Raw genomic sequence first — 26476 nt, forward strand, 5'->3', positions numbered from 1 at the left:
CGCCCTCGGTCGCGTGACAGCGACCTCCTGCGATACGACGAAAGCAGACAGCCATGCTCAAACCCTTCCTCCTCATCGGAGTCGGCGGCTCCGGCGGCAAGACCCTCCGCGGCATCAAGTACCAGCTCGAGCTCAAGCTCCAGCAGCTCGGCTGGGAGGGCGGCATCCCCGCCGCCTGGCGCTTCCTGCACTTCGACACCCCGACCGTCCAGGACGGCATGGAGTACCAGGCGCCGTTCCTGCCCCGGCAGGACTACCGCGGACTCGTCAGCACCGCGGCGACGTTCGACATCGTGCACGGCTCGATCACGAGCGCGCACGCCACCAACAACGCGATGCGCCACGACATCGAGCGCCAGCTGCCCGACCCGCGCCTGGTGAAGGTCGACGTCACGAAGGGCGCCGGCCAGTACCGCGCCGTCGGCCGCGCCGTCGCGCTCGCGGCCACGAAGGAGATCGCGCAGGCCGCGCGCATCGCGATCGCGAAGATGAACGACGCCGAGGCGCTCGCCGAGCTGCAGACCCTCGGTCAGCGTCTGCGCGCCCGCGACGACGGCGGAGACGGCAGCCCGATCGTCATCGTCATCTCGTCGGTCGCCGGCGGCTCGGGAGCGGGCCAGTTCCTCGACGTGATCGAGATCGTGAAGTCGACCGCCAAGCAGTACCCGTGGTCGAACCAGTTCTTCAGCATGCTCTACGCGCCCGACGTGTTCGATCAGCTGAACGTGACCGCCGGCATGCCCGGCAACGCGCTCGCCTCGATCTCCGAGACCATGAACGGCTTCTGGACCGACACTCCGTCGCCCGCGACCCTCGAACTCCTGCGCACCAAGGGCGTCGCCCCCTCGTACGGAGCCGCGATGGACCGCGTCGGCGCCGCGTACCCGTTCATCGTCGGCCGCAGCAACAGCAAGGTCACCTTCGAGGATCAGAACGCCGTCTACGACGCCGTCGCCACCAGCCTCACCGCGTGGATGATCGACGAGCGCGTGCAGGACGACATGATCGCCTACTCCTCGGGCAACTGGCAGGCCCGCTCGGCCGCCAACGTGCTGCCCGACAACTCCGGGCTGATGAGCCCGGCGCACCACTCGCCGCCCTTCTCCTCGATCGGCTTCGGCCGCGTCACGCTCGGCCGCGAGCGCTTCCTCGAGTACTCGGCCGAGCGCTTCGCCCGCTCGGCGATCGACCGGATGCTCTTCGCGCATGCCGAGGAGGACCCGCAGTTCGAGCGGATGACCGAGCGCGAGTACATCGAGAAGTCGGCCGACAGCGAGTACCAGCGCTTCCTCCGCGAGCTGCGGCTGAACGAGGAGACCGCCGAGCACAACGACGTCACCGACGCGCTGCGCGACACCTCCGTGCTCGACCTGATCAAGGCCGAGCTGCAGCGCACCGCCGACGACGAGCTGAGCCGCCCGGAGTCGCTCGACCGCCAGGGCGGCACCGACATCACCACCTGGACCGACCGCCTGGTCAACGAGTACACGCGGGCCAACCCCCGCCTCCTGCAGCGCGATCGCGAGGCGCGCCAGCAGCGCCTCGACGAGTGGACGCGCACCATGCCCGGCCACATCCTCGAGACCGTCTCGCGCTACGTCGCGCAGGACGGCCTGCCGGTCGTCGTGGCGATGCTCCGCCGCCTCGAGCGCGGCCTCAAGGGCACCGTCGACGCGCTGCGCGTCGAGGCCCGCCAGCACGAGGAGTGGGTGGGCACCCTGAGCTCGCTCGTCTCCGACGAGCTGCGCACCTCGGCGAACCAGCAGTCGATCCGCCCCGATCAGGAGGCGGTGCAGTTCGCGATCCAGCGGCTCGGGCAGGCGCTCGAGTGGTCCTCGGAGGCGTCGCTGCGCGACTCCGCATGGGCCCTGCTCGCCGAGCTGCGCGAGACCTTCCTCGGCCCGCTCGCCGACTACCTCGACGGCTCCCGCACCGCGCTGCTGCAGCGCGTGCACTCGCGCAAGACCAGCGACGACCGCGAGAACGCCTACGAGTTCTGGCCGCGCCGTGTCGACGAGACCGTGCCGCGCAAGTACACCCCGGCGCCCAACGAGCGGATGCTCATCGAGCCCGAGAAGTACCCGGGCGAGTTCCAGAAGCTGGTCCGCGCCTCGGTCGAGGGTGACGCGAAGTACCAGGACGCCGTGCTGCGGGTCCTGACCGACCAGCTCGTCGGGATCAGCCCCGACACCGAGGGGGAGGCGGGCGCCTGGTCGCTCGTCGGCAACCCGCGCACCTGGCGCCCCACCGTGACCGCCGACCCGGCCGTCGCGAACGCCGCCCAGCGCGCCTCCTTCGAGCTCGCGAGCGACCCCGAGACCTACGTCGCCCGGGCCCGCGCCTGGATGAAGCGCGACGGCACCCCGTTCGCCGCCTACATCGGCGAGGATCTGCTCGGCTTCTTCGACCGCGAGGTGCTGCCGCCCGACGTGTTCGCCGCCCGCCGCGACCGCTACCGCGAGCAGCTGCAGGCCGCGCTCGGCGCCAGCGAGCCGCTGGTCAAGCTCAACCCGGCGCTGCTGCGCGCCGTGCACGGCAAGGCGATCAACCAGGACACCTCGCTCGTGTTCAGCTCGATCCCGTTCCGTGCGGGCACCGAGATGTACGAGGTCACCAAGGGCGTGCTCGCGCAGATGGGCGTCTGGGACGACGCGACGAGCGAGTCGTGGTTCCAGGATCAGAAGGTCGACGGCATCGAGGTCTTCGCGATGTCGGGCTTCCCCTATCAGCCGATCGTCATGGACTCGGTGATGGAGCCGATCGCCCGCGGCTGGCTCGCGCAGTCGAACACGCAGGACAGCCGCGAGGCGTTCTGGAAGTTCAAGCGCGCGCGCCTGCTCGGCGAGAGCATCCCCGCCGACCCCCGCGCCATCGAGTCGATGATCCGCGGCTGGTACGTCGCCAAGGCACTCGGCCGCCTGGCCGTCGACTCGTCGCAGGGCGAGAAGGGGCCCAAGCTCTCGGTCTGGGACCCGTCGACGCGCTCCTACGCCGACTTCCCGCACCCGCTGCTCAGCGAGCGCAACGCCCGCCCCGCCGACTTCCCCGGCGTCGTGCTGCAGTCGCTCGCGATCGCGATGGCGCTCTGCAACGTCGAGGGCACCCTCGCTCCGCTGGCCGCCTACCGCGTGCTGATCTCGCTGGGCCGGCGCGATGAGGACACCGACCTGTCCGAGTGGCTGCAGAGCGCCGCTCTGCCCACGGGCGCGCCGGTTCCGGAGGCGTCCCGCGCCGGTTCCGCCGACGGCGACCTCGCGTCGCGTCGCGCCGCCGTTCAGGCCTACCTCTCGAACGAGCTCGCCCGCTTCGACAGCGAGATCGTGCAGCAGGACGAGATGGTGTCGGTCTACGACTACCCGGTGACGTGGGAGATGCGGGAGCAGTTCGTGGACGCGATCCGCGCGCTCGTCTCGTCGGTGGTCTCGACCGGACCCCGGGACACCGGAGTTTGAGCATGTCCGACGGTTCGCGGCCCGATGGTTTCTGGCCCGACGGCAAGGCGGCGATCGTCCTGCTGCCCAGCGGTGCGCAGGGCGAGACCCTGCTCGAGCTCGCCGCGCAGTGGACCAAGACCGGACTCCTCGGCCAGGCGCTCTGGGTGCTGCCCGAGCACGTGAAGACGTCCGAGTACGCGCCTCCGCAGATCGAGGCCGTGGTACTCGGGGTGGGCGCCGACCTCGAATCGGTCGCGATCTCGGTCGACCTCTTCGAGGCGCTGGCGGAGGAGCCGCTCGGCCTGGTCCGGCTGGTCACCCTCCGCTCGGCCCTGCCCGAGCGCCAGACCGACGCCGCGCAGGACGCGGTCGCCGACCTGGTCAGCCGGTGGGTGCGCACCTCGATGCCGCTGCCGAACCCCTCCGCCACGCTCGTCGACCAGACCACCGAGCTGCGCCGGGTGACGCTGATCTGCGCGCCCACCGCGTTCCAGCTGCGCGAGCGGGTCGAGGCGCACGAGCACGGCTTCATCGTCATCGCGTCGCCCGAGGACCGCTCGAGCCCCTGGTCGGGCGACGCCTTCGTGCGCGACGACGAGCGCTTCACCGGCTTCACCCTGACCCATCTGGCGAGCGTCGCCGGGCTCTGGAACGGCATCACCGACGGCAGCGTCGAGCTGATGAGCCGCGAGACCGACGGCGGCGACTCCGTCTGGATCTCGCGCGTGTTCATGAACGCGGTGCTGACGGAGTCGCTCGGCCGTCGCGTCGCCGCCGGCGTGCTCGAGAACGCGGCCCGCCCCGACTCCCTGCTGATCGACCCCAGCGTCAGCCCGCCACCGCCCGGCACCGCCTTCATCGAGGACGGCCAGATCGCCGGCTACGTCGACGGCATGGTCGAGGGCGCTCTGCGGCTCGACGGCGGCGCGCTCACCTACGACTCCGCGGGCGCGCTGGACGTTCCGGAGCCCTCTCGGATCGGCTTCTTCGCGCAGATCGGGCGCTTCTTCGCCTTCTCGGCGGGCAAGCTCGTGCAGATGCCGCGCTGGAGCGCCCGCTGGCTGTCGTCGAGCGCCAACCGCTCGATGACCCGCGCGCTGCACACCGCCGAGGGCTCGGCGGTCGTCGGCTCCTCGTTCGACGAGGTGCTGGATGTGCGCGACCGCCTGCTGCTCGCCGACCTCGAGCGCCTGCGCGACGACGAGGGCCGCGCCCGCGTCGAGGCCGGAGCCCCTGCTGCGATGGCGCACGTGCGCACGACGCCTCAGCTGTGGGCCGGGCTCCGCGAGCTGGTGTTCGGCGCGCTCGACGGCAGCGCCGACCTGCGCGACGCGGGCTTCGTGCCCGTCGAGGGCGCGGTGCCCGTGTTCGGGCGGGTGGGCGACGTGCTCGCGCTGCCCGACGGGCCGTGGGAGTCGGGCACGCACGACGTGCCGCCGGGGTTCCCGGCGCGGGTGGACTGGTACGCGCTCGCGCTGTCGGATCCGCGGAGGCAGCTGGAGAACTGGGTGACGGCGGCGGAGGCGTCGGCGGCTGCGGAGGTGCCGGACGTCGCGGAAGCGTCGTTCGCCCCGCCCGCGCAGGAGACCCTCGTCGAGGAGGAGGCCGCGAGCACCGACTCCGCCGAGCCCGCGCGACCCGTGGTGCAGATCGAGGTCCCTGCGGAGGAGCCCGTCGCGCCGGTCGTCTCCGTCGCGCCTTCTGTTGACCCCGAGACGCGCCGCTCCGGCCGCATGCAGGCGCTCGCCGAGTACGACCTCTGGGCCGGCGCGCAGAGCTCGTCGTTCGTCTGGCGCTTCCTCGACCGGATCGGCTCCGAGCGACGCCGCGCCGAGGACGAGGTGGCCTACCTCGTGGGCGAGATCGACGCGATCCGGCCCCAGCGCCCGGGTGAGCTGCTGGCGCTGCGCCGCGACTTCCACCGCTCGATGCTCGTCGGCTGGATCACCGTGCTCGCCCTGGCGCTCGCCGTGGGCGTCGGCATCTGGTTCGTCAACGACTACGCCGCGCGCACCGATTCGTTCGATCCGCGCATCCTGACCTCGCTGCTCTCGTGGACGCTCGTCGGCCTCGGCGGCGCCGCGCTGCTCATCACCCTCGTCTCGCTCGTGCGCTACCACGCCGGCTGGTCGCGCTTCGAGCGCCGCATCGAGGTCGAGCGCACCCGCCTCGCCCACTACGGAGCGAGTGCCAGGCGGGCCCGGGAGGAGGCCGCCCGCCTCCGCTCGGTGCACCGGCAGGCCGTGGACTGGCTGGTGCTGCTGTCGAAGGCCATCCACCGGCCGTGGCACGTGCCTCCGGTGTGGACCCAGCACGAGACCTTCGACGTCGAGCGCGGCGCCATGCCCTTCGCCGTGCGCCTCGCCACCGTCAGCGGCGAGGAGACCGCCGCCGTCGCCCGCATGCGCGCCGCGATGACGTCCAAGCTGGTCCGCCGCGGCTGGCGCCACGAGGCCTTCGAGGCCCTCGTGCAGGAGATGGCCGCCGACTACGGAGCCGGCCAGGGCTTCGGCCTCTCGGCGCTCGACGAGGACCTCCCGCACTCGTCGAACCACACCCGGCGGATGCTGCTCCGCGCCCTCGACGACGAGTCCCTGCTCACGCGGATCGCCGCCCCGCGCCTCGCCGACATCGTCGCCTCCGTCCAGCGCGACGAGGAGTCGATCGCCCGCCCACGCGTGCGCCCCATGGGCTCGAACCCCCTGAACGCCCTGCGCCGCCCCGAGGACTACGAGGGCATCGAGCTCGACGTGCCGTGGGACGACTTCCTGCTGGAGTCGCTGACGCGCGCCGACCCGATGACCCCGGTGAGCGCCACGGTGCTGACCGAGCTGCAGGTGGGGGAGCGGTACCACGAGCGGGTGACGAGCTTCCTCGTCGCGCCGTCGCGACTGCAGGAGCGGCTGCGGTTCGATCCCGCCGCGCCGATCCACGTGGTGCCGTACGAGGGGGCGACGGGTGCGCCGGTGGATCTGGTGTGGCGCGTGGATGTCGTCGGGCCGGTGCCGCGCGCGGCGATCCGGCTGTGGGACGGGGCGGTGCGCGCCGACTCCGAGCCCACCGTGGCGCCGAGAGACGTGGACACGGGCATCTAGTGGTGGGAGCGCCTCCGCCGCCTCGCCCGGAAGCGTCGCGGCGGGTGGCGCCTCCGGTGCTTCGCGGTGCCGTCCCTGCGCGCGTCGTGCGCCGGCGGACGCCGTGGTGGGCGTTCGTAGTCGCCGCTGTGGCTGCTGCGGCTGTCGCCTTCGCTGTGGTCGGAGTGGGGGAGACGGTCGGCGCGCCGGGTGCCATTGGGACGACATCGGCATCTCCCTCCGCGGCTGTTGCTTCTGCGCCCGCTTCGCCTGTCGCTTCGCCTGCTGTTTCGCCGACCGCCACGACTGCCGCTTCGCCGTCCACTGCTGCTGTCGGCCCCGCCGCCGAAGCCCTCGCCGCCCTCGCGGCAATCCCGACCGTCGATGGCTTCGCCGACCTCCCCTACGACCGCGACCTCTTCGGCCAGGCCTGGTCCGACGTCGACCGCAACGGCTGCGACACCCGCAACGACATCCTCGGTCGCGATCTGATGGATCCCGTGTTCAAGCCCGGTACTCGCGACTGCAAAGTCCTCGCGGGCCTGCTGATCGATCCCTACGACGGCACCGCCGTCTCCTTCGTCTCCGGATCGAACACCTCTCGCCTGGTGCAGATCGACCACGTCGTCGCCCTCGGCTGGGCCTGGCACCACGGCGCCTGGGCATGGAGCGACGAGCAGCGCCTCGCCTTCGCTAACGACCCGGCGAACCTCGTCGCGGCCTCGGAGGAGACGAACCAGGCGAAGAGCGATGCGGGGCCGGGGGAGTGGCTGCCGCCCGCGCGGGAGCTGCAGTGCGGCTACATCGAGCAATTTGTAGCGGTAGTGAGCGCGTACGGGCTCGAGGTGACCGAGCTGGATCGGAAAGCGGCGAAGGCAGTGCTAGCCAATTGCTAATCATCGCTCTATAGGGCGAGAGGATCGAGTTTTCGACAGCTGCCGATAACACGAGCGAACCTCACCCATTGTATCGAGCGGGTTATTTAGCCTGCTTCTATGCCGGTTCAGATCTACGCGTCAGATTTCGCCTATGAACTCGATAGAACCTCGGAGGAGGCGAGCCGGATACTTGAGGATCGGTTCGGTGTGGGGAACGGCCGACCGGAAGGCTGGCTTCTCACGGAAGGCCAGGCGGCCAAATTGCAAGAGGATTTCCCGCCACCGCCGCAAGCGGGCCGCCGATTTGATCTCCCTATCGGCAAAGAGATCCGTCGGCGCTCGCTACTTCGAGCTCTCGGTGGCTCTTGGCAGAACGGGATCGCGCCGTCAGCTTCGCTGCCTGAGATATTCGCTTTTACAAACCCGAAAACCGGCGCTCGCTTCGGCTACGACCAGTTCGAAGGCGTCCGAGCGGATGGCTCATACGCTTATACGGGAGACGGCCAACGCGGTGATCAGAGCTTCGGATCATCGAATGCTGCGCTAAGAGACGCAGCGCAGAATGGGAAAGCCATTCGCCTGTTCAAAGCTAATGGTCCAAGAGTGACATATATCGGCGTTTTCACAAACGGCACTCCAAACTATGTGTATCGAACCATTCGAAGCGCCTACGAGAGCGAGCGTCGTGGAATCATTTTCAATCTTCTACCGCTAGACGCCGACCTTCGAATGCTGTCCGTTCCAGTCGATTCGTCGGGTGCAAAACCTGGGCCGCGGGACTGGGTCGCTCCAAACGTCTCAGACATTGTGATCTCCGGCGGAGATGAGGCTCTCGCGGGTGATCGGGTTGTGACCAGGGTTGAGTTTGAGCTTCAGAGAGACTTTGGGCATTGGCTCATTCAGCAGGGAACTCCGCCGAGTCTCTTGTCGCTCTCCCCCGGCTCTTCTCCGATTCAGCCAGATCTCTATGTTGAGTCCCGCGGTTGGATTGTCGAGGCGAAGAAGTCGACCGCGCGATCCCTTGTCAGAATGGCAATTGGTCAGGTGCTGGACTACGCGCACGTTGCAAGACGTCAAGGGTACCCGGCAGCCCCACTCATTCTTCTTCCAGGTAGGCCGGATGAGGATATGGTCGATTTGATCCGGAGTCTCTCGATCATCACTGCTATCCGGACGGACGACGGCTTCCAGCTCATCGACCCCTAGGTCGCGCTGCCCAGCAGGCGAACGGCAGGAAGATCTGGGGTCGCCCAGATCAGTGATGAAAGGTCGGACGGTAGCAGCCACCGGAGCTCGTCATGGTCGGTGCTCGAGGTCGGTCGTTCGCCCCACAGCGTCGCGAAATAGCAGTGCAGGCGAATGACTGCTGATGGGGTCGTCGTGGTGTCGACTGTGGCCACCTCACCGACCAGAATGCTGACGCCCAACTCCTCCACGATCTCGCGCTGCAGCGCCTGCTCGGGCGTTTCCGCGGTCTCGATCTTGCCGCCGGGGAACTCCCAGAAGCCAGCCGACGCTTTTCCCTCGCGTCGGCGGCAGGCGAGCACGTGGTCGCCATCCCGGATGATGGCGGCGACGACGTCGAGAGAATTCACCTGACGATCTTCCCTGGTGCACGGCGGATTCGTCGCGAGTGCGGCCGCGCTTCACTCGACACGGAGCCTCACTTCTTCAGCGGGTCGTTCCCCCAGTTCATCAGCGAGTACCGCCACTTCGTCTCGGTCACATCCCCCGACGGCCGCTGCTTCGAGTGCCGCGCGACGTACGCCGTGACCTTCTTCATGTGCGCGTAGTCGTCATCCGTGAGGTCGGCCTGCTTGGTGCCGAGGATCTCGACGATGCGGCGGCCGCTCTCGTGGCCGGTGGACTCGCCTCCGCTCGCGGGTTTCTGGCCCACCTCTTTCGACTCGTCCTTCTTGAGCCAGTCCTCGATCTGCTTCGCGGTCATGTTCACAGCGTCGTGGAACTCGTCGCGGATCGTGTGCTTCTCGTCGTCTGTCGTCATCGTCGGCCCTGCTCTGCTCACGCCCCCGGCATGGGGTACGCCTCCACTCGAGCGTCCCGTCGCCGAGAGGTCAAGCCCCATGCCCTCGCGCAGCCGCCGACGTAGCGTCGAAGACGTCCGCATCCCGCGTGACCCCCAGCAGAGAAGAGGCAGTCATGCCCTCACGCAACACGCTCGTCCGCAGCCTCCACGACCTCGGTGCCGCCGCCTGGTTCGGAGGCTCCCTCATGGGCGCCGTCGGCCTCAACGGCGCCGCATCCACGTCCTCCGACCCGTCGGAGCGCCTCCGTCTCGCCGCGAACGGCTGGGCGCGCTGGACTCCGGTGCAGCTCGCCGCGATCGCCGCACACGGCGTCGGAGGCATCGGCCTCATCCTGGGCAACAAGACGCGCCTCGCCAACCAGCAGGAGAGCCGCACCAACACGATCATCAAGACTGTCGTAACCGGCCTCGCCGGCGCCGCGTCCGTCACCGCCGCCATCGCCGGCGCGACTCAGGCGAAGCACGCCGACGAGGGCGCGAAGGGCGTCACGGAGGAGTCGTCGAACAACTCGCCCGAGCTGACCACCGCGCTGCGCGTGCAGAAGGTGACGCAGTGGGCGATCCCCGTGCTCACCGCCGTCATCATCATCCTCGGCGCCCAGCAGGGCGAGCAGCAGCGCCCGGTGAAGGGCCTGTTCGAGACCACGGCGCGGATGTTCCGCAAGTAGAAGATCATCGTCGCGAGGTTCACAACGTAGGAAGACTTTCGCGAGGTCCGCGTCGTTGCGGGGCCTCGATGACGATCAGACGCAATCCATCCTTCGTTGTGAACAGGGGGAGGCTGCCTCGGCGTCATTCGCGGACATGATCGGCAACCGGCAGTCATAGAGTTGCGGGCCGAGCCTCGACCCCGAAGGCCGGGGTCAGCGCGGCGTGCCCGAGCGGCCAGTGAGCGGTCTGCAACACCGCTGACGCGGGTTCCAATTCTGCCGTCGCATGCGAACTGAGGACGGAGCCGTCAACCGTCCTCCGCTTGACGATGCAACCCCTACGGCGTCGCCGTGCAGAGGGCCGTCGCGAACGCGCCGGTGCTCGTCTCCTCCGCGATCACCGTGCCGTCGAGGGTGATGCGGCAGGTGATGTCGCCCTCGTCGTCGGCGCCGTTGGTCGCGGTGAGGGTGAAGGCCTGGAAGGCGGCACCGGTCTGCGCCTGAAGTTCCTCGGTGAAGGGGAGCGCGACGTCGGTGGCCTGCTCGACGCCGGGGTCCGCGTCGTCGAAGGTCGCGTAGACGACGGTGGCAGAGGTGCCCGTGCCGGTGACCTCGTAGACGAGCGGCACGGTGGGGCCGTCGGTGGCGTTCGCCTGGGCGGTCTGGATGGCGTTCGAGACGCCGGTCGCGAAGCCGGCGGTGTAGACGATGGCCAGGACGATCGACAGGACCAGCGCGACCGCGTTCAGGATCACTCCGGCGATCGCGGTGCCGCGGGTGCGGTTCTTGAGGAACAGCGCGACGATGCCCAGCACGAGGCCGATGAAGGCGAGGAAGCCCGAGACGTAGTTGACGATCGGGATCACGGCGCCGACGAGGGCGAGGATGCCGATGATGAGGGACGCGAGGCCGAGGCCGTTGCCCGTCTTGGCGGGAGCGGGCGCCGGACCGCTGCCGGAATCGGAGAACACGGCGGGGTTGAACTGGGTCATGGGGCGATCCTCCCAGGCGGGCGGCCCCCGAGCGCGATTGACGCCGCTATCTCTACATAGGTAGCCTCGCGGCATGACTCCGCTCTCCCGCGTCACCGCCGCCACCGCGGACGTGCTGCGCACCCTTCTCGACTCCGACGGACCCACCTGGGGGATGCTCGTCATCAAGGCGACCGGCCGCCCCGCGGGCAGCGTCTACCCGATCCTCGAGCGGCTCGAGGGCGCCGGCTGGGTGACCTCGGCGTGGGAGTCGGACACCGAGCGCAGCGGCCCGCGCCGGCGGCTCTACGAGCTCACGGGCGAGGGGGCGGAGGCGGCACCCGCCGCGATCGCGCGTGTCGCCGCCCCGACACGGGCCGTCCGCATCGCGGGGGCGACCGCATGATCGACCTGCTGCTGCGCCTCCTGGCCTGCCTCCTTCCTCCGCTCGCGCGCGACCGCTACCTCGAGGAGTGGCGCGCCGATATCGCCGGCGCGCCCGAGCACCGCCGCGACGTCCTCCTGGGCGCGCTCGTGCTCAGTGCCACCCTCGACCGGGGACTGCCCGCGCATTCGGGCGAGCCGCGGTTCCTCCGGCCGCGCCGCCTCGCCCGGCGGGGCCTGGGGCTGCTGACCGCGGCGGCCGTGGTGCTGATCGGCATCTACCTCACCGGCGGGGGCATCGTTCCCGAGGGCGCCTCGGAGGGCGTGCTCGCCGCGCTGCAGGCGACCGGCAGGACCCTCACCGTGCTGGCGATCGTGACCGCGCTCGTCGGAGCCGCCTACCTCGCCGGCGCGGCCCGCGCGGCCGCGACGCGCACGGCCCGGATCTCGCTGCTCGCGGCCATCGCCGGACCCGCCATGGTCGTCGTCGGGGTCCTGGTGCCCGGAGCTCCGTGGTGGCTGCCGCTGCTGGGCTTCACCGTCGTGTTCGCCGGGCTCGCCACCGGGATCGCGGTCACGGGCGGGACGCGTCCGATCGCCGTCGAGCATCGGACGGCGCCTCGGCGGCAGCGTGTGCCCGTCGCCGTCGGTAGTGCCGTGCTCGTGGTCGCCGTGATCGTGGTCGGTGGGATCGACCTGATCGTCTGGAACCCGCTGTCGAAGGTACCGGGCACCGATCTCGCGACCATCTACGCGCTGATGGCCGAGCGCGACGGGTTCTCCCTCACGGGGACCCTCGTCGCGACGGCGATCTGGGCGGTCTTCTGGAGCGTGCCCGCGCTGCTCGTGGCGGGGCTCGCCGTGCACCGCGCGGGAGCGAACCTCACTCCGCGACGCCTCGTGATCGTGATGCTCTCGCTGGTCGGCGCCGCGATCTTCTGCCGCTTCTTCACCGGCTTCGGGATCGGCATGTCGATCGCCGACTCCTTCTCCACGAACGGCGGCGACGGGTCGATCGTCTCGGCGGTGCTCCCTTCGGTGGGTCAGCTCGCGCTCGCGGGGGCAGCGATCGCACTCGGCTGGGCTCCGCGCGTGCAGTCCAGGCCGGTCGAGAGCGCGGCGGTCGCCTGACGTGCGCACAACGTCAGCCAGGATCGCCTCTCGCGCGCGATGGTGCACGAGCGCCACTCTCAGCTGACGTTGCGCGCGCAGAAGCGGGGCCGGCGGACGAACCGCCGACCCCGCTTCCGCTGCACTGACTACTTCTGGGCGGTCCGCCTGCGCGTCGCGGTCAGCGCCAGCGCACCCGCGCCTCCGGCCACGAGCGCGAACGCCAGGGCGGCGAGCCCGGTCGTCCCCTCGGTGCCGGTGTGCGCGAGGGCAGCGGCGGGCTTACCAGTAGCGGTCGCGGTCGGAGTCGCGGACGGCACCGGGACGACCGGCGCGGCCGTCGCAGTCGGCGCCGCAGTCGGCTCAGGCGACACGGTCGGCTCAGGCGACACGGTCGGCTCCGGCGTCACCGTCGGCTCCGGCGTCGGCACGGTCGCCGCCAGCTCCGGAGTCGAGGCCGGCGCCACGCGGTGCAGCGTCGCCTGCTCGTAGTCGTACGACATCGCGAGCAGCGCCGCGTCCTGGCTGCGCGGGGCGGCCAGCTCGAGGCCCGCTGCGGCTCCGGTCGAGGTGAATCCGGCCGGCAGCGAGACCGTCGGGACTCCGGTGTTCGCGCCGACGTCGCAGAACGTCGTGCCCGCCCAGTCGGGAGTCGCCGAGGTCGCGCTGGTCGGCATCGCCAGGGCGTCGAGGTCGTTGTCGACGAAGAACTGGTCCATCGCCGCCTTGCCCGCGTCCTGAGCGGCGATCGCCGCGTCGTAGGCGGGGTTCGGGATGTCGGCGTTGCTCTCGAAGAAGGCGACGTCGTCCGGCAGCAGCGAGGTCTTGCCGTCGGCGATGACGTCCGAGAAGGTCAGCGCGTCGGCCGGCTCGGTGAGGGCGGCGAGGCCCTCGGGCCAGGTCGCCTCGGTGGTGGCGAAGAACGAGTCGATGCCCGGGCGCATGTCGAGGTAGCCGCCGCTGACGAGCGTGCCCGAGACGAACTCGCGGGTGAAGGTCGGCACCTCGACGATCTCGGCTCCCTGCGCGGCCAGGTCGGCGACGGCCTGGTCGATGAGCGCCGTGGTCTCGGCGAGGCCGGGGCGGGCCGGGTCCTCCTCGTAGTCCCAGCGGACGTAGCCGATGCGCTTGCCCTCGAGGGCGGTGTCGCTGAGCCCCTCGACGTAGGTCGAGCTGTCCTGGTCGTCGGCGATGACGGTCAGCGGGTCGGTCGGGTCGAAGCCGGCCAGCACCTCCATCAGCAGGGCCGCGTCGGTCACGGTCGTGGTCATCGGGCCCGAGACGTCCTGGCGGGGCGAGAGCGGGACGATGCCGGTGACGCTGGTCAGGCCCATGGTCGGGCGGTAGCCGACGAGGCTCTGGTGCGCGCTCGGGCCGACGATCGAGCCGCAGGTGTCGGTGCCGAGGCCCGCGGGGGCGTAGCCGGCGGCGACGGCCGCGCCGGTGCCTCCGCTCGAGCCGCTGGCGCTGTTGGCCTGGTTGTAGGGGTTGTGGGTGCGGCCGCGCTCGGAGCTGAGCGTGTACGTGCCGTGCCAGGCGAACTCGGCCATGTTGGTCTTCGCGAGGATGATCGCGCCGGCCGCGCGCAGGCGCTCCACCGCTGTCGAGTCGAGCTTGGTCTGGTAGGTGTGCAGGGAGGCGCTGCCGGCGGTCGTCGGCATGTCGAACGTGGCGTAGTTGTCCTTCACCACGATCGGGATGCCGTGCAGCGGGCCGCGGATCGTGCCGGCCGCGCGCTCGGCGTCGAGCTCGGCCGCGGTGGCGAGCGCCTCCGGGTTGGCGAGGATCACCGCCGCGAGGCCGGGCTGGTCGCCGTAGGGGTCGTCGTACGCGGCGATGCGGTCGAGGTACCGCTGGGTGAGCGCGACGGAGGTGGTCGCTCCCGACTCGAGCAGCGCGAGCGCGTCCGTGATGCTGAGGTCGACGACCGCGGGGGCGGTGACGGCGGGGGCGGTGGTCGCGCCGAACGCCGAGGGGGCGGCGAGGGCGGCGCTGAGGGCGAGGCCGGAGCAGAGGGCGGTGGCGGCGGAGAGTCGGGCGACCCTCCGGGCGGGGGAGAGAGACAAGCGGGAACCTTCGGATCGAGTGAGAGGGGGCTTGGAACCTCCCCAGTTTCGAGGGGCCGTGTTGCCGCTCTGTTTCCGTCCCGGGTCGATCGAGCGCACCCGCGTGTCACCCTTCAACGGGTAGGCGCCACCGCCCCCTCCGGCACGTGGGTGAGGATGTCGCCCGGCTGGCAGCCGAGGACCTCGCAGATGGCGTCGAGGGTCGAGAAGCGGACGGCCTTGGCGCGGCCGTTCTTGAGGATCGAGATGTTGGCGGTGGTGATGCCGACGGCCGCGGCGAGGTCGGTGACCGACATCTTGCGCTTGGCCAGCTCGACGTCGAGGTTGATGACGATGGCCATCAGACGACCTCGGCGAGCTCGCTGCGCTGCTCGACGGCGAGGTGCAGGAGGCGGCGCATCACGACCACGAGCAGGGCCAGGGCGGCGCTCGCGACGGCCACCAGCGCGAAGGCGAATGCGGGGAGCGGGGCTGGGACCGCGGCGAAGACGGCGATCGCGCCGACCGTCGCGAGGACCGAGCCCGCGACGAAGGCGCCGATCGCGAGGTCGACCCAGAGGTCGGAGCGGCGGTCGCCGGCGAACAGCGCGTCGTCGCGGACGAGGCTGAGCAGGCGCCAGATCGACACCAGCACCACCTCGATGCACAGCACTCCGGCGACGACCACGGCGACCAGGACGCCGTCGACCGGCCCGCCGTCGAGGGCGGTGAGCGCGACCGAGCCGACGCTGAGCTGGGCCAGCACGGAGCCGAGCAGCAGCAGGACGAGCAGCGCGCGGAGCGCGACGAGGACGGTTCGGGGCATCATCAGCTCCTGTATCGAATAACGTGCGGTTCGTATTGTTTATCGATACTGTCACCTCTCGAGACCGGCGGCAAGGCGCCTCCGGGGACGGGTGGCACGATGGCGCGGTATCGACGACTCCTCGGCGCGGCTCTGCTCGCCGGTGCCCTGCTCACCGGAGCACTGACCGGCTGCTCGGCGGACCACGGGCGGGCGCTCGACGCGGCGCTGTCGGTGGACCAGTGCGTGCTCGAGAGCACCACGGACTCGCGCCCGCGCCCGTTCCTCTCGCGGGACACCCCCGCGGTGTTCGACGTCGGCGTGACCGCGTCGGAGGAGTGCACGCTCGAGCAGCTGACCGCGACCGCGATGACGGTGGCCGAGGCCGCGGTGGAGGCGCTCGACGGCGTCCCCGCCTGGCTCACCTCGAGCGAGTACACCCAGCGCGTCGGCGACGACGTGTTCGCGATCGCCGACGTCCACGTCGATCCGCGCGCGGTCGTCGCCGCGCTCGAGGGCTGGGATGCGCTGCGCCGCGACGTCGACGGCGGCGTCGCGGTGCGGACGTTCGCGGGCGACTCCGCGATCGAGGTCGGGCTCGCCGCGGGGAGCCCCGACACGGCGATGGGGGTGCTCGAGAGGTTCCTCGCGGGCGGCACGGCGATCTCGCGGGGGATCCCGGAGTGGACCATCACCCGGCCGGCGGGCGGCGGGCTCCCCGCCTCCGCGGTCGTCGTTCACGAGCGGCCCGCGGAGGAGCTGCTCCGCCTCGCGCGGGAGATCGAGGGGGCCTTCACCGGCGCGACGTCGATGCAGCTCGGTGCCACGGTGCTGAGCTTCACCGTGAAAGGCGGCGATGGCGCGGGGCGCCCTCTGACCGACTCCGCCCTCTGGTCGTCGGTGCTCGGCACGATGACGGCGATGACGGACCGGGGGAGCGGCTACGGCATCGGCGGAGTCGTCGACGCGGAGGCGGCGGACGGCTCGGGGCGGGTCGTCGACGACTTCGCAGCGGCGAGCACCGACTGCGCGGCGCCTCCGGGCGGGGGTGCGACCACGCGGGCCGCCTTCGATCACCTGGCCACCGTGATCAGGCCCGCGCATCCGGGGATGCTGTTCCCGCAGGCCGGGCTGAGCGCCCCCGCGTGCCGGTGACCGGCGGAACAGCCTCACAACCAAGGCTGAACGACCTCGATGCCCGAATATGCGACGTTTCGCCTGATCCAGCCTTACTCGTGTGGCCCCGCGCCGTCACACCGCCCAGCCCGCCTCCGCCAGCGCGAGCGCCGCGTCGGCGCGGGGCGAGTACGGCAGGTCGGTGTCGAGCACCACGCGGTAGTCGGTGTCGCCCGGGCCGACCCAGAGGATGGAGTCGTCGGCGCGCGCGTCGCCCAGCGCGGCCCGCACGGCGAGGGCCGGCTCGGGGACCTCGCGCACCTCGCAGCCGCGACCGAGGGCGCCGTCGAGCAGGGCGCGGCGGATCCGCGCCGGGTCCTCGAAGCGCGGGTGGTGGTCGGTGACGATCACGAGGTCGGCCCGGTCGGCGGCGGCGCGGCCCATCGGCGCGCGCTTGCTCGGGTCGCGGTCGCCGTCGGCGCCGAGGATGACGAGCACGCGGCCCGGGGTCACCTCGCACAGGGCGTCGACGGTGCGCGCGACCGAGTCGGGGGTGTGCGAGAAGTCGACGTAGAGGCGCGGGCCCTCGGCGCCCGAGACGAGCAGGGTCCGGCCGGGCACCGAGACGACGATCCCGGAGGCGAGTGCCGCGGCGATCGCGGACCGCGCGTGGCCCGCCTCCACCAGCATCACGACGGCCAGCGCGGCGTTCGACGCCATGTGGCGGCCGATCAGGGGGACGGAGGTGGTCATCGACCAGCCGTCGGGGGCCACGAGCCTGAAGCGCGTCCCGGTCGCGGACGACGCGAGGACGTCCACGGTCCAGTCCGCGTCGACGGTGCCGACCGTGACCACGGGCACCTCCGCCTCCGCGGCGACGGTGCGACCCGACTCCGAGTCGACGACGACGACTCCGCGGCGACTCCGATCGGGACGGAAGAGCCGCTGCTTCGCCCGGAGGTAGGTGCCCAGGTCGCCGAAGTCGTCGAGGTGGTCGTGGCTGAGGTTGGTGAAGCCGGCGACGTCGAAGACGAGCCCCTCGACGCGCGAGCGGACGAGAGCCTGCGCGCTGACCTCGATCGCGGCGGACTCGACTCCGTCCTCGTTCATCCGCGCGAGGAGCGCGTGCAGCTCCGACGCCTCCGGAGAGGTCAGCCGGCTCGCGACCACGTGGTCGCCGCTGCGCCGCTCGGCCGTCGAGCTGATCCCCGAGGTCGCTCCGAGCTGCCGCAGCACCGCGTCGAGGAGGTGCACCGTGCTGGTCTTGCCGTTGGTGCCCGTCACGCCGAGGAGCGTCGGTCGCAGCCGGTCGGTGCCGTAGACGCGGGCGGCGACGGCGCCCAGTGCGGTGCGCGGGTCGGGGCTCACGAGCACGGGCAGTTCGGAGGCGCGCGCCGCGGTCATCCCGGCCTCATCGGTCAGCACGGCGACGGCTCCCGCCGCGGCCGCCTGTGCGGCGAACTCCGCACCGTGCGATCGGCGGCCCGGGAGCGCGGCGAAGAGCGCCCCCGCCCGCACCTCGCGGTGCGACACGGTGACGCTCGTCACCACGACGTCGCCGCGGCCGTCGAGCCCGAGCCCGACGGCCGCGGCGAGCTCTTCGAGCCGAGCCCCTCTGCAGTGGCTCGGCTCGAGGAGCCGGAAGACCGGCATCCGCTACTTCGCGGTCGGCCCGTAGAACGAGCTGATCTCGTCGAGCTCCATCTCGGCCGTCGTCTGGATGAGCTTCAGCAGATCGGGGTCGAGGCCCGGTGCGTACTCCTCGAAGCGCTCGGGAGCGATGACCGAGGGAACGCCCTCGGGCGCCTGCTCCTTCGACTCCAAATCGGTGCCGTCGTTCGACGGCGAGGCCCCGCGGAAGATCTTCCCCGCCTCCGACGCGCCCTCGAGGTCGAAGGTGTACTGCTTGCTCTGCAGCCCCAGGTCGAGGAGCTTCTTGACCTCGGGGAACTTCTCGGCGTTGGTCTTCGGGATCGGCAGGGTCTTCTTCCAGTCGATCCCGAGGGTCTCGAGCGCCTTCGCGTAGGCGTTCTCGTGCGCCTGGTCGCGGACGATCAGATAGGCGATCGTCGAGCGGGCCGTCTTGTTGGCGGTCATCTCGTAGATGCGCGACTTCTGCAGACGCCCGGTCGACTCGAGCATGAGGTTGTAGAGCAGGTCGAGCACGAGGTTGCCGGAGTTGTAGACGTAGCTGCCGCTCCACGGGTTGCCCACCGAGTCGACCGGCAGGGCGCCCTGCGCGCCGACGAGGTAGTGGTGGATGTTGCCCGTGTCGAGGGCGATGTTCAGCGGAGTCGCGCCGCCCGAACCCGGCTTGTCGAGCGGATCGGTCGGCTTGCCCTGGTACTGCGGCGAGCCGTCGAGCAGGCGCGAGATGGTGGTGCCGATCAGCTCGACGTGGCTGATCTCCTCCGTGCCGATGCCCTGGATGAGGTCGCGGTAGGGCTTCGCGTCGGCGCCGCGGAAGTTCATCGCCTGGAAGAGGTACTGCATCATCGTGCGCATCTCGCCGAACTGACCGCCGAGCCCCTCCTGGAGCGCGTTCGCGGCGGCCGGATCCGGCTCGTCCTGCTCGATGTCGCTGATGAGTCGCTGCACGTGGAAGAACACCATTGCCTCCAGAAAGGATCGGGAATCTCCAGCGTCCGTCGTGCTCCGGGCGCTTGCTAAGAGGCTTGCCACGGAGGGTCGGGTGTGCACCGCGGGTGCCGGGAACGGCGTGGCAGGCTGGAGCGATGCGGCCCTACGACACCCGAGCCCTCGCCTCCGCTGTGATCGGAGTCGCGGCCGTGCTGTCGATGTCCGTGCCCGCGGTGGGTGCGGTGCTCGCCGTCGTCGCGATCGTGCTCGGGCTCGGCGCCCGGCGGAGGCTGCGCGCCGACGAGACCCTCCGCGGCAGCCGTGCGAGCTTCGCGGGCGTGGTGCTCGGGCTGGGCGCGCTCGCGGTGGGGGTCGTCCCGCAGCTGCTCGGGAGCCTGCTGACGCTCCTCGCTTAGCGCCGCTCGTCGCCTAGCGCAGGGCGAACGCCTCCCGGTAGACGCTCTCGAGCTCGGGGGAGTCGGGGCCGCTCAGGCCGCAGGTGAGAATGACGCCTCCGGACGCCGCGACGAGGTAGTCGACGCCCGGCTCGAAGGTGATCGGGGCGCCGTCGACCGCCGACTCGGGCGACTGCGTCACCTCGAGGGTGTCGGCGACCTGCCCGGCGTAGCGGTCGACGACGCGGAGGGTGACGACTCCCTGGTCGATGCCGGTCGCCTCGGCGCGGAACGCGACCTCGGCGGGTTCGAGCGCCGCCGCATCCACAGGGGAGCACATGTCCATCGGGCCCCCGGTGGAGGGGAGCTGGAGGGTGGAGGCTGCTCCGCCGCCGACCCCGAAGGCGAGCGGCAGCAGGAGCGACGCGGCGGCTCCCGCGCTCAGGGCGCCGACGCCGGCGATCATCCAGCGCGAGCGGCGGGTGGGCGTGTGCCGGGGGGTGTCGTCTCCGGTCGCCGCCGCGAGGTGCGCGCCGAGCTCCTCGGCGGTCAGCGGAGCGAGGCCGCGCGCGGGGTCGGCGGAGCGCATCCGCCAGCGGACCTCGTCGTCGTCGATTCCGGTCATCGGGATCCTCCTGCTCTGGTCTGCTCGAACAGCTCGGCGAAGCGCCGCCGGGCGCGGTGCAGCCGGATCGACGCGGCGTTCGCGGTGATGCCGAGCACCTCCGCGATCGCGCGGGAGTCGAGCTCCTCCCACGCCCAGAGGCGCAGCAGCTCGGCGTCGGACTCGCGGAGGCGGGCGAGGACGAGGCGGACGGTCTCGTCCGACTCCGACGGCCCCTGCTCGGCGTCGACTTGCACCTGCGGCGGGTCGACAACGGCGATGCGCTGCGCCAGGAGCACCTGGCGGCGCTGAGTGCGGCGCGCGTTCTGCAGCTGCAGACGCGCGACTCCGATCGCCCAGGGCACCGGGTCGTCGGGGATGTCGTCGGGGCGGCGCCAGAGCACCGAGAGCGTCGCGGCGAGCACGTCGTCGGCCGTCGCCTCGTCGGTGCGGCGCCAGAGGTAGCGGCGGACCGGATCGGCGACCGCGGCGGCGACCGCGGCGAACCGGTCGGGGCCCGCGAGGGGAGCTGGCATGTTCCTCATGCTCCCCTGTGTCCGGGAGGCGCGCCCTGCTTTCACCCGGCGCGGCGAGCGGCTCGGAGGAGCGTCGCAGGCTGCGCTGATGCCCTGCTCGTCGAATCCGGTTCGGCTCGTGGGATCTGCGTGTTCCTGCGAGCCGGAGGTCGGCTGGTGCGCGTCCGCTGCTGCCGTGCACGCCGATTCCGGTGAACGAGCGTGCACCGCGGCACAGGGCGTGCACCGCGGCCTGCGGAGGAGTGGGCCCGGCTCGCTACTCTGGACCGCCCCCACCCGCCCTTCCGCCGAGGAGCCCCATGCCCATCTGGACCCTGCACGGCGACGGCCGCACCGTCGCACCCGGCGCCGTCGTCGCCCCCGGCGAGCGGCTGAGCTGGCCCGCCACGATCGCGATCGGCATCCAGCACGTCGTCGCCATGTTCGGCGCGACCTTCCTCGTGCCCGTGCTCACCGGCTTCCCGGTCGCCACGACGCTGCTGTTCTCAGGGGTCGGCACGCTGCTGTTCCTGGTGATCACGCGCAACAAGCTGCCCAGCTACCTCGGGTCGAGCTTCGCGTTCATCGCTCCGGTCACCGCGGCGACCGCGGTCGGCGGCACGGGGTCGGCGCTCGCCGGAGTCGTGGCCGTCGGCGTCCTGCTCGCGGCGGTCGGCTTCGTGGTGCAGTTCGCGGGCCTCGGCTGGATCGACCGGCTGATGCCTCCGGTCGTGTCGGGCGCGATCGTCGCCCTGATCGGCTTCAACCTCGCGCCGACGGCGTGGCTCTCGTTCCAGCAGGCGCCCGTGACGGGCACCGTCACCCTCGCCGCGATCGTGCTCGGCAGCGTGTTCTTCCGCGGCTTCCTCGGCCGCATCTCGATCTTCGTCGGAGTCGTGATCGGCTACTTCGTCGCTCTGCTGCGCAACGAGATCGACTACTCCGCCGTCTCCGACGCGGCCTGGGTGGGGCTGCCTCCGTTCACGTTCCCCGACTTCGCGAGCGGATCGACGTGGTCGGGCATCGCGATGTTCCTCCCCGTCGTGCTCGTGCTGATCGCCGAGAACGTCGGTCACGTGCGCGGTGTCGCGACGATGACCGACTCCTCCGTCAACGCGCACACCGGCCGCGCGCTGATCGCCGACGGCCTCGCGACCACCGTCTCGGGCGCCTTCGGCGGCTCGGGCACCACCACCTACGGCGAGAACATCGGCGTGATGGCCGCGACCCGCGTCTACTCGACCGCCGCCTACTGGGTCGCGGGCATCACGGCCGTGCTGCTCAGCCTCTCGCCCAAGGTCGGCGCCGTCTTCAACTCGATCCCGGCCGGGGTCCTCGGAGGCGCGACCACCGCGCTCTACGGACTCATCGGTGTGATCGGCATCAAGATCTGGATCGACAACCGCGTCGACTTCTCCCGCCCGGTCAATCAGTACACGGCCGCGGTCTCGCTCGTGATCGCGATCGCGGGCTTCGCGTTCTCGTCCGGCGGCTTCGAGCTCGGCGGCATCGTGCTGGGCGCCGCGGCGGCCCTGGTGATCTACCACCTGGGCAACGCGGTCGCCCGCTGGCGCCGCACCGGCGCGGACGACGGCGGGCCCCTGCCCGTGATCGGCCAGCTGGGCGGCGACGCGCAGGACCGCTAGGGGCGGCGCCGTTGGACACTTCTCGCCGTTCTGAGCTCCTCAGAAGGGCGGATCTCGTCCACCGGCGGCGCTGGCCGCGGCGCTGTTCGACACTTTCCGCCGTTCTGAAGTCGTCGCAGGGGCGATTCTCGTCCCACGGCCACGGCCCCCTTCGAGCAGTGAGTACCGATCCGATGAGGAAGAGGCGCACATGACCGGCATCGATCCGTTCTCGAGCATCGCGGAGCTGCGGGCGGCGCTCGCCGCGAAGGAGGTGTCGGCGGTCGAGGTCGCGGAAGGCCGCCTCGCCGCCGTCGCCGGGCACCCGAGCACCCTGGTGGCGCACGACCCCGAGGCGGTGCTGCGCGCAGCGGCGTCCGTCGACGAGCGGAGGCGGCGCGGTGAGCCCCTCGGCCCGCTCGCCGGGGTGCCGATCACGGTCAAGGACGCGTTCGAGGTCGAGGGGCTCGTCGGCAGCGTCGGCACGGCCGAGAGCGTGCATCTGTCGCAGAACGACGCTCCCGCGGTCGCGGCGCTGCGGGCGGCCGACGCCGTCATCCTCGGAAAGACCAACGTCCCGGCGTTCCTCGCCTCGCTCGACACGGTCAACGACGTCTACGGTCGCACGGCCAATCCGTGGGGCACCGGCCTCTCGGCCGGCGGCTCCTCGGGCGGGTCCGCGGCGGCCGTCGCCTCCGGGCTGTCGTGGGGCGATCTGGGCAGCGACCTGGTCGGCTCGATCCGGGTGCCCGCCGCGTGGAACGGGGTCTGCGGGCACCGCCCCAGCAACGGGGTGATCTCGAAGCGCGGCCACCTTCCGTGGCGGACGAGCACGCGGCTCGAGCCCTCCTGCTCCGTCGCGGGCCCGATCGCCCGCAGCGCGGACGACGCCGCGGCGCTCTTCGAGGCGCTCGCGGGAACGGCCTCGCCCGGTCCCTGGCGGCTCGCCCTGCCGGCTCCGCGCTTCGCGGCGCTCGGCGAGCTGAGGGTCGGGCTGTGGCTGTCGGAGGCGTCGGCCCCGGTCGACGACGAGACGGCGGAGGCGCTCGACGCGCTCGCCGACCGCCTCGCCACCGCGGGCGTCACCGTCCGCCCGGTCCGCGACTCCGTCCTCGCGACCCCCGACGCCGAGCGCCTCTTCGACCGGCTGGTGCAGCACGAGATCGCCTACGGAGCGGCGCTCGACGGCACGGCGGCCGGATTCGACACCGTCGGCGACCCCACCGCGGGAGCCCCGGCGGCGCAGGTCTGGGCCGACTGGGACGCGCAGCTCGAACTCCGTGACCGCTGGCACGACATGATCGCCGACGTCGACGTGGTGCTCGCCCCGACCGTGCCGTTCGCGGCCCCCGCCGCTCCCGTCGCGCCGGAGGACGAGCGCGCGATCAGCCGCTGGAGCACCCTGGCGAACCTCGCGATGGGCCCGTCGACCGTCCTTCCGATCGCGCTGGGCTCGTCCTCGGGCCTGCCGGTCGCCGCGCAGCTGATCGGGGCACACGGGCACGACCTGTCGACGCTCGCGGCGGCGCGGATGCTGGCGGAAGCAGGACTCGTCCCGCGTACGCTCAGGGCGCGCTGAGCCCCGCCAGCGAGAGCTTCGCGTACAGGTCCTCGAGCAGCAGGCGCGTGTCGACGGCCGTGTAGACGCGCACGTCCGGCCCGCCGTTCCCCGGAACGTACTGCCCCGCCTCCGAGATCCCGGGCCGCGGCACCCGCACGCTGCGGCTCGACGAGGTGTCGGGCTCGAACGCCGAGAGCAGGGCCGTCGCGAGCACGAGCGGGCTGTCGCCGAGCGCGTAGGTCTCGCCGAAGCTCATGCCGTGCGTCGCCCCCATCACCGAGACGGCGTCGAGGGCGTCGAAGAGGTGCCGGCCGAGGGCGCCTGCGCCGTGCATCCGCACGCGCAGCTCGGCCGTCGAGGCGAGCACCTGGCGGTACGAGTCGCGCGCGAACTGCTCGATCGGAAGCTCCGAGGCGAAGACCTCGGCCGCGGCGGGCACGTCGATCAGCAGGTTGTACTCGATCGGCATGGCGCCGGGCGGAGGCGACGCGAGCCCCGGGTGCTCGGGTCCGCCGATCCAGACCAGCGTCATTCTCGAGGCGATCGCCGGCTCGAGGCGGAGCGCCGCGGCGACCTCGGTGAGGCCGGCCCCGGCGCAGAGGTAGAGCGGTCGCGGATCCTCGCGGAGCGCCTCCGCGACGATCGCGCGGGCGGCGGGCGACGCCTCCGGAGCAGCAGCCAGCGCGAGGTTCGACCCCGCGATCACCGGCACGTCGGAGCGACCGCACAGGGCGAGCACCTCGCGCGCCGCCGATGCCGCGTTGTCGGCCGACCGGCCAGAGGGGTCGAAGGGGTCGTCGGGCCGCAAGTGCGAGCCGATCACGAGCCCGAGCTCGACGGAGGGCGACAGCGCGTGCTGCGCCAGCTGCACCAGGCCGTCGGGGTCGCCGGAGTAGTCGTTGTCCGAGATCACCCGGACCCGTGCGCCGCTCATGACAGCACCTTCGTCAGACGGATCGCCATGAACTGCCGCGCCGGCAACTCCACGCGGAACGACCCCGAGAAGGTTCCGGGCACTCGGGAGACCGTCATGCCCCAGGTGTCCACGACATCGACGATCCACTCGTCGGCGGGATCGCGCACGATCGTGCGGAAGCTCGGCCGGTTGAAGCCGAAGTAGACCAGCTGCACACTGCCCGATCCGCCCCAGGGGGCGTCCCAGTCCGAGGGCAGCGGATCGATGCGGCCGCCGGGCATCTCTGCGGTGAGGCGGCGGAGGAACGCGATCCGCGCGGGGGAGTCGCCGATGAGCTCGCCGCCCTTCGACCACCACAGCTCCTCGCGGTCGTTGAGGTACGTCTCGCCGTGGCCGACGTAGCCGCCGCGGACGGCGCCCTCCCAGAAGCGGCGGGTCATCTCCTCGCCGGTGATGTTGCCCCAGCCCTGGTCGATGTCGCCCTCGTAGGCGCACTCGTCGATGACGACGGGCTTGCCCCACTCCTCGCGCCACGCGTCGGTGTTCTCGGCGGTGCGGTAGACGTCGATCCGCTGCACGCTCGCGTGCGTGATCCACGGGCGCGTGTAGTCGTAGAAGCCGAAGCAGTTGTGGATCGAGAGCAGGTGCCCGACCGGGTCCTCGGCGACGACGATCGCGGCGAGCCGCTCCCAGTCGTCCACCGACTTCGACCAGAGCAGGTCGTACTCGTTGGCCAGCGACCACCAGACGTTCGGGTGCGCGGCCAGGCGGCGCACGACGTACCGCGTGAACAGGTCGTCGGCGGCCCGCCCCATGTCCGAGAAGCCCCAGCGGTCGTAGGCGTGGAAGAGGATCAGGTCGGCCTGGATCCCGAGGGCGGCGAGATCGGCGACGCGCTCCTCGAGGTGGCGGAAGAACGCCGGCTCGGGGCGGTCGACGTCCCACTCCCCGTCGGCACCGCGCGAGAACGGGTACAGCTCGGGCTCGTTCGTGTTGTACAGGTACGCCTTGGGGAACACGCACATCCGCACCTTGGTGAAGGGCGACTCCGCGAGCGTCGCGAGGGTCGCCTCCTCGAGGGCCTCGCCCTGGTGCGTCCAGGCGTAGGCGGTGGTACCGAGCGGCACGTGCCGGGTGCCGTCCTCGTGCGCGAAGTGGAAGGTGTCGGCGACGCGGACCGGCCCGTGCGCCTCCGGGAGCGCCGCCTCGACGACGACCGTGCCGCTCAGGCCGTCGAGCGAGCGGGCGGAGGAGGACACCGTCACGCTCCAGACACCCGCCTCGCGGGGCAGGAAGCGGGCGCGGTAGACGCCGTCGCCGTCGTAGAAGCCGCCGGTGCGCACGGCGAGATCGCCGAGCCGGAACTCGGCCGAGAACTCGACGTCGACGAACGGGTTGCCGTGCGAGGGTCCGTCGACGACGATCTCGCAGACCGCCTGCACGGTGCCCGGAGCAGCGGCGCGCAGCCGCGCAGAGGCGCGGGGAGCGTCGTCGTAGTCGTCGCGCGGCACGACGGCGACGCGCTCGGGCCGCGGGGCCGCGACTCCGGAGTCGTCGACCGCGCCGAGAGCGCTCCAGAACGACGCCTCACGGGCCGGGTCGGTCTTCAGCAGCGGGTCCATGCCGATGACCAGGCCCAGCGGCGCCGAGCGCAGCTGCACGAGCAGCGGCGAGTTGACGACTCCGGGGGCGAATCGGCGGACGACGACGGCGGCGTCGGCGTGATCGAGCACCGTGCCGAGGGTCGAGTCGCGGGTGAACGCCAC

23 protein-coding genes and 1 tRNA gene are annotated in these 26476 nt (G+C 71.5%); 12 read left to right on the forward strand and 12 right to left on the reverse strand.

Annotated elements, in window-relative coordinates:
- The first annotated feature begins 53 nt into the window (after window positions 1-53).
- From ASG06_RS09010 to ASG06_RS19965, 4 genes are all read left to right on the forward strand, one after another.
- Window positions 54-3452 (forward strand): tubulin-like doman-containing protein, encoded by a 3399-nt coding sequence (locus tag ASG06_RS09010; protein ID WP_056041242.1) that lies wholly within the window; start codon window positions 54-56, stop codon window positions 3450-3452.
- A gap of 2 nt (window positions 3453-3454) precedes the next feature.
- Window positions 3455-6529, forward strand: coding sequence for a hypothetical protein (locus tag ASG06_RS09015; protein WP_056041244.1), 3075 nt, complete (start codon window positions 3455-3457; stop codon window positions 6527-6529).
- A gap of 164 nt (window positions 6530-6693) precedes the next feature.
- A complete protein-coding gene (locus ASG06_RS09020; RefSeq protein WP_156465941.1) occupies window positions 6694-7404 on the forward strand; it encodes an HNH endonuclease family protein in 711 nt (236 codons plus the stop codon).
- A 99-nt stretch (window positions 7405-7503) separates the two neighbouring features.
- Window positions 7504-8592: a hypothetical protein gene (locus ASG06_RS19965; RefSeq protein WP_156465942.1), complete on the forward strand. Its 1089-nt coding sequence runs from the start codon at window positions 7504-7506 to the stop codon at window positions 8590-8592.
- Here the strand turns inward: ASG06_RS19965 and ASG06_RS09025 are convergent.
- Both ASG06_RS09025 and ASG06_RS09030 read right to left on the reverse strand, forming a co-directional pair.
- Entirely contained in the window at window positions 8589-8981 is a 393-nt protein-coding gene (locus tag ASG06_RS09025) for a (deoxy)nucleoside triphosphate pyrophosphohydrolase (RefSeq protein WP_056041248.1), read from the reverse strand. The genes ASG06_RS19965 and ASG06_RS09025 overlap by 4 nt on opposite strands.
- A 68-nt stretch (window positions 8982-9049) precedes the next feature.
- Window positions 9050-9391: a DUF3140 domain-containing protein gene (locus ASG06_RS09030; protein WP_056041250.1), complete on the reverse strand. Its 342-nt coding sequence runs from the start codon at window positions 9389-9391 to the stop codon at window positions 9050-9052.
- 155 nt (window positions 9392-9546) lie between these two features.
- On the opposite strand from ASG06_RS09030, the gene ASG06_RS09035 reads away from it, so the two are divergent.
- Together ASG06_RS09035 and ASG06_RS19970 are read left to right on the forward strand one after the other, a co-directional pair.
- Complete coding sequence (locus ASG06_RS09035; RefSeq protein ID WP_056041252.1) at window positions 9547-10101, forward strand: hypothetical protein; 555 nt, start codon at window positions 9547-9549, stop codon at window positions 10099-10101.
- Between the two features lie 199 nt (window positions 10102-10300).
- Window positions 10301-10371 (forward strand) — tRNA-Cys (locus ASG06_RS19970).
- A gap of 50 nt (window positions 10372-10421) precedes the next feature.
- Here ASG06_RS19970 and ASG06_RS09040 read toward each other — a convergent pair.
- A complete protein-coding gene (locus tag ASG06_RS09040; protein ID WP_056041254.1) occupies window positions 10422-11075 on the reverse strand; it encodes an MmpS family transport accessory protein in 654 nt (217 codons plus the stop codon).
- 73 nt (window positions 11076-11148) lie between these two features.
- On the opposite strand from ASG06_RS09040, the gene ASG06_RS09045 reads away from it, so the two are divergent.
- Window positions 11149-11460, forward strand: coding sequence for a PadR family transcriptional regulator (locus tag ASG06_RS09045; RefSeq protein WP_056041256.1), 312 nt, complete (start codon window positions 11149-11151; stop codon window positions 11458-11460).
- Window positions 11457-12569, forward strand: a complete 1113-nt coding sequence (locus tag ASG06_RS09050; protein WP_056041259.1) for a hypothetical protein — start codon at window positions 11457-11459, stop codon at window positions 12567-12569. The genes ASG06_RS09045 and ASG06_RS09050 overlap by 4 nt, the downstream gene beginning before the upstream one ends.
- A gap of 128 nt (window positions 12570-12697) precedes the next feature.
- Here the strand turns inward: ASG06_RS09050 and ASG06_RS09055 are convergent, their stop codons facing one another.
- The 3 genes from ASG06_RS09055 to ASG06_RS09065 form a co-directional block, all read right to left on the reverse strand.
- Window positions 12698-14614 carry an amidase gene (locus tag ASG06_RS09055; protein WP_082499091.1) on the reverse strand — a complete coding sequence of 639 codons (1917 nt, stop codon included), beginning with the start codon at window positions 14612-14614 and terminating at the stop codon, window positions 12698-12700.
- Window positions 14615-14727: 113 nt separating this feature from the next.
- Window positions 14728-14955: a helix-turn-helix domain-containing protein gene (locus ASG06_RS09060; protein ID WP_056041261.1), complete on the reverse strand. Its 228-nt coding sequence runs from the start codon at window positions 14953-14955 to the stop codon at window positions 14728-14730.
- Window positions 14955-15419 carry a DUF2975 domain-containing protein gene (locus tag ASG06_RS09065; protein ID WP_082499180.1) on the reverse strand — a complete coding sequence of 155 codons (465 nt, stop codon included), beginning with the start codon at window positions 15417-15419 and terminating at the stop codon, window positions 14955-14957. The genes ASG06_RS09060 and ASG06_RS09065 overlap by 1 nt, the downstream gene beginning before the upstream one ends.
- 99 nt (window positions 15420-15518) lie before the next feature.
- Here ASG06_RS09065 and ASG06_RS09070 point away from each other — a divergent pair, with 99 nt between their 5' ends.
- Window positions 15519-16553 (forward strand): hypothetical protein, encoded by a 1035-nt coding sequence (locus ASG06_RS09070; RefSeq protein ID WP_056041265.1) that lies wholly within the window; start codon window positions 15519-15521, stop codon window positions 16551-16553.
- A 96-nt stretch (window positions 16554-16649) separates the two neighbouring features.
- Here ASG06_RS09070 and ASG06_RS09075 read toward each other — a convergent pair whose 3' ends face one another.
- Together ASG06_RS09075 and ASG06_RS09080 are read right to left on the reverse strand one after the other, a co-directional pair.
- Window positions 16650-18167: a Mur ligase family protein gene (locus ASG06_RS09075; RefSeq protein WP_056041268.1), complete on the reverse strand. Its 1518-nt coding sequence runs from the start codon at window positions 18165-18167 to the stop codon at window positions 16650-16652.
- A 3-nt stretch (window positions 18168-18170) separates the two neighbouring features.
- The gene (locus ASG06_RS09080; RefSeq protein WP_056042487.1) at window positions 18171-19124 is read right to left on the reverse strand and encodes a manganese catalase family protein; all 954 of its coding nucleotides are present in this window, start codon (window positions 19122-19124) and stop codon (window positions 18171-18173) included.
- A gap of 125 nt (window positions 19125-19249) precedes the next feature.
- Here ASG06_RS09080 and ASG06_RS09085 point away from each other — a divergent pair, with 125 nt between their 5' ends.
- Entirely contained in the window at window positions 19250-19510 is a 261-nt protein-coding gene (locus ASG06_RS09085; protein WP_056041271.1) for a hypothetical protein, read from the forward strand.
- A 13-nt stretch (window positions 19511-19523) separates the two neighbouring features.
- Here ASG06_RS09085 and ASG06_RS09090 read toward each other — a convergent pair whose 3' ends face one another.
- Both ASG06_RS09090 and ASG06_RS09095 read right to left on the reverse strand, forming a co-directional pair.
- Complete coding sequence (locus tag ASG06_RS09090) at window positions 19524-20114, reverse strand: hypothetical protein (RefSeq protein WP_056041272.1); 591 nt, start codon at window positions 20112-20114, stop codon at window positions 19524-19526.
- Window positions 20111-20629 (reverse strand): RNA polymerase sigma factor, encoded by a 519-nt coding sequence (locus ASG06_RS09095; RefSeq protein WP_056041274.1) that lies wholly within the window; start codon window positions 20627-20629, stop codon window positions 20111-20113. The genes ASG06_RS09090 and ASG06_RS09095 overlap by 4 nt, the downstream gene beginning before the upstream one ends.
- Before the next feature lie 299 nt (window positions 20630-20928).
- Here ASG06_RS09095 and ASG06_RS09100 point away from each other — a divergent pair, with 299 nt between their 5' ends.
- Together ASG06_RS09100 and ASG06_RS09105 are read left to right on the forward strand one after the other, a co-directional pair.
- Window positions 20929-22254, forward strand: a complete 1326-nt coding sequence (locus ASG06_RS09100; protein ID WP_056041277.1) for a uracil-xanthine permease family protein — start codon at window positions 20929-20931, stop codon at window positions 22252-22254.
- A 190-nt stretch (window positions 22255-22444) separates the two neighbouring features.
- A complete protein-coding gene (locus ASG06_RS09105) occupies window positions 22445-23812 on the forward strand; it encodes an amidase (protein WP_056041280.1) in 1368 nt (455 codons plus the stop codon).
- Here the strand turns inward: ASG06_RS09105 and ASG06_RS09110 are convergent.
- Both ASG06_RS09110 and ASG06_RS09115 read right to left on the reverse strand, forming a co-directional pair.
- Entirely contained in the window at window positions 23799-24728 is a 930-nt protein-coding gene (locus ASG06_RS09110) for a nucleoside hydrolase (protein ID WP_056041282.1), read from the reverse strand. The two genes, ASG06_RS09105 and ASG06_RS09110, sit on opposite strands and share 14 nt — an antisense overlap.
- Window positions 24725-26476: a DUF5605 domain-containing protein gene (locus tag ASG06_RS09115; RefSeq protein ID WP_056042489.1), complete on the reverse strand. Its 1752-nt coding sequence runs from the start codon at window positions 26474-26476 to the stop codon at window positions 24725-24727. The genes ASG06_RS09110 and ASG06_RS09115 overlap by 4 nt, the downstream gene beginning before the upstream one ends.

Origin of the sequence: Rathayibacter sp. Leaf185, from assembly GCF_001423885.1 — a bacterium.
Classification (GTDB): domain Bacteria; phylum Actinomycetota; class Actinomycetes; order Actinomycetales; family Microbacteriaceae; genus Rathayibacter.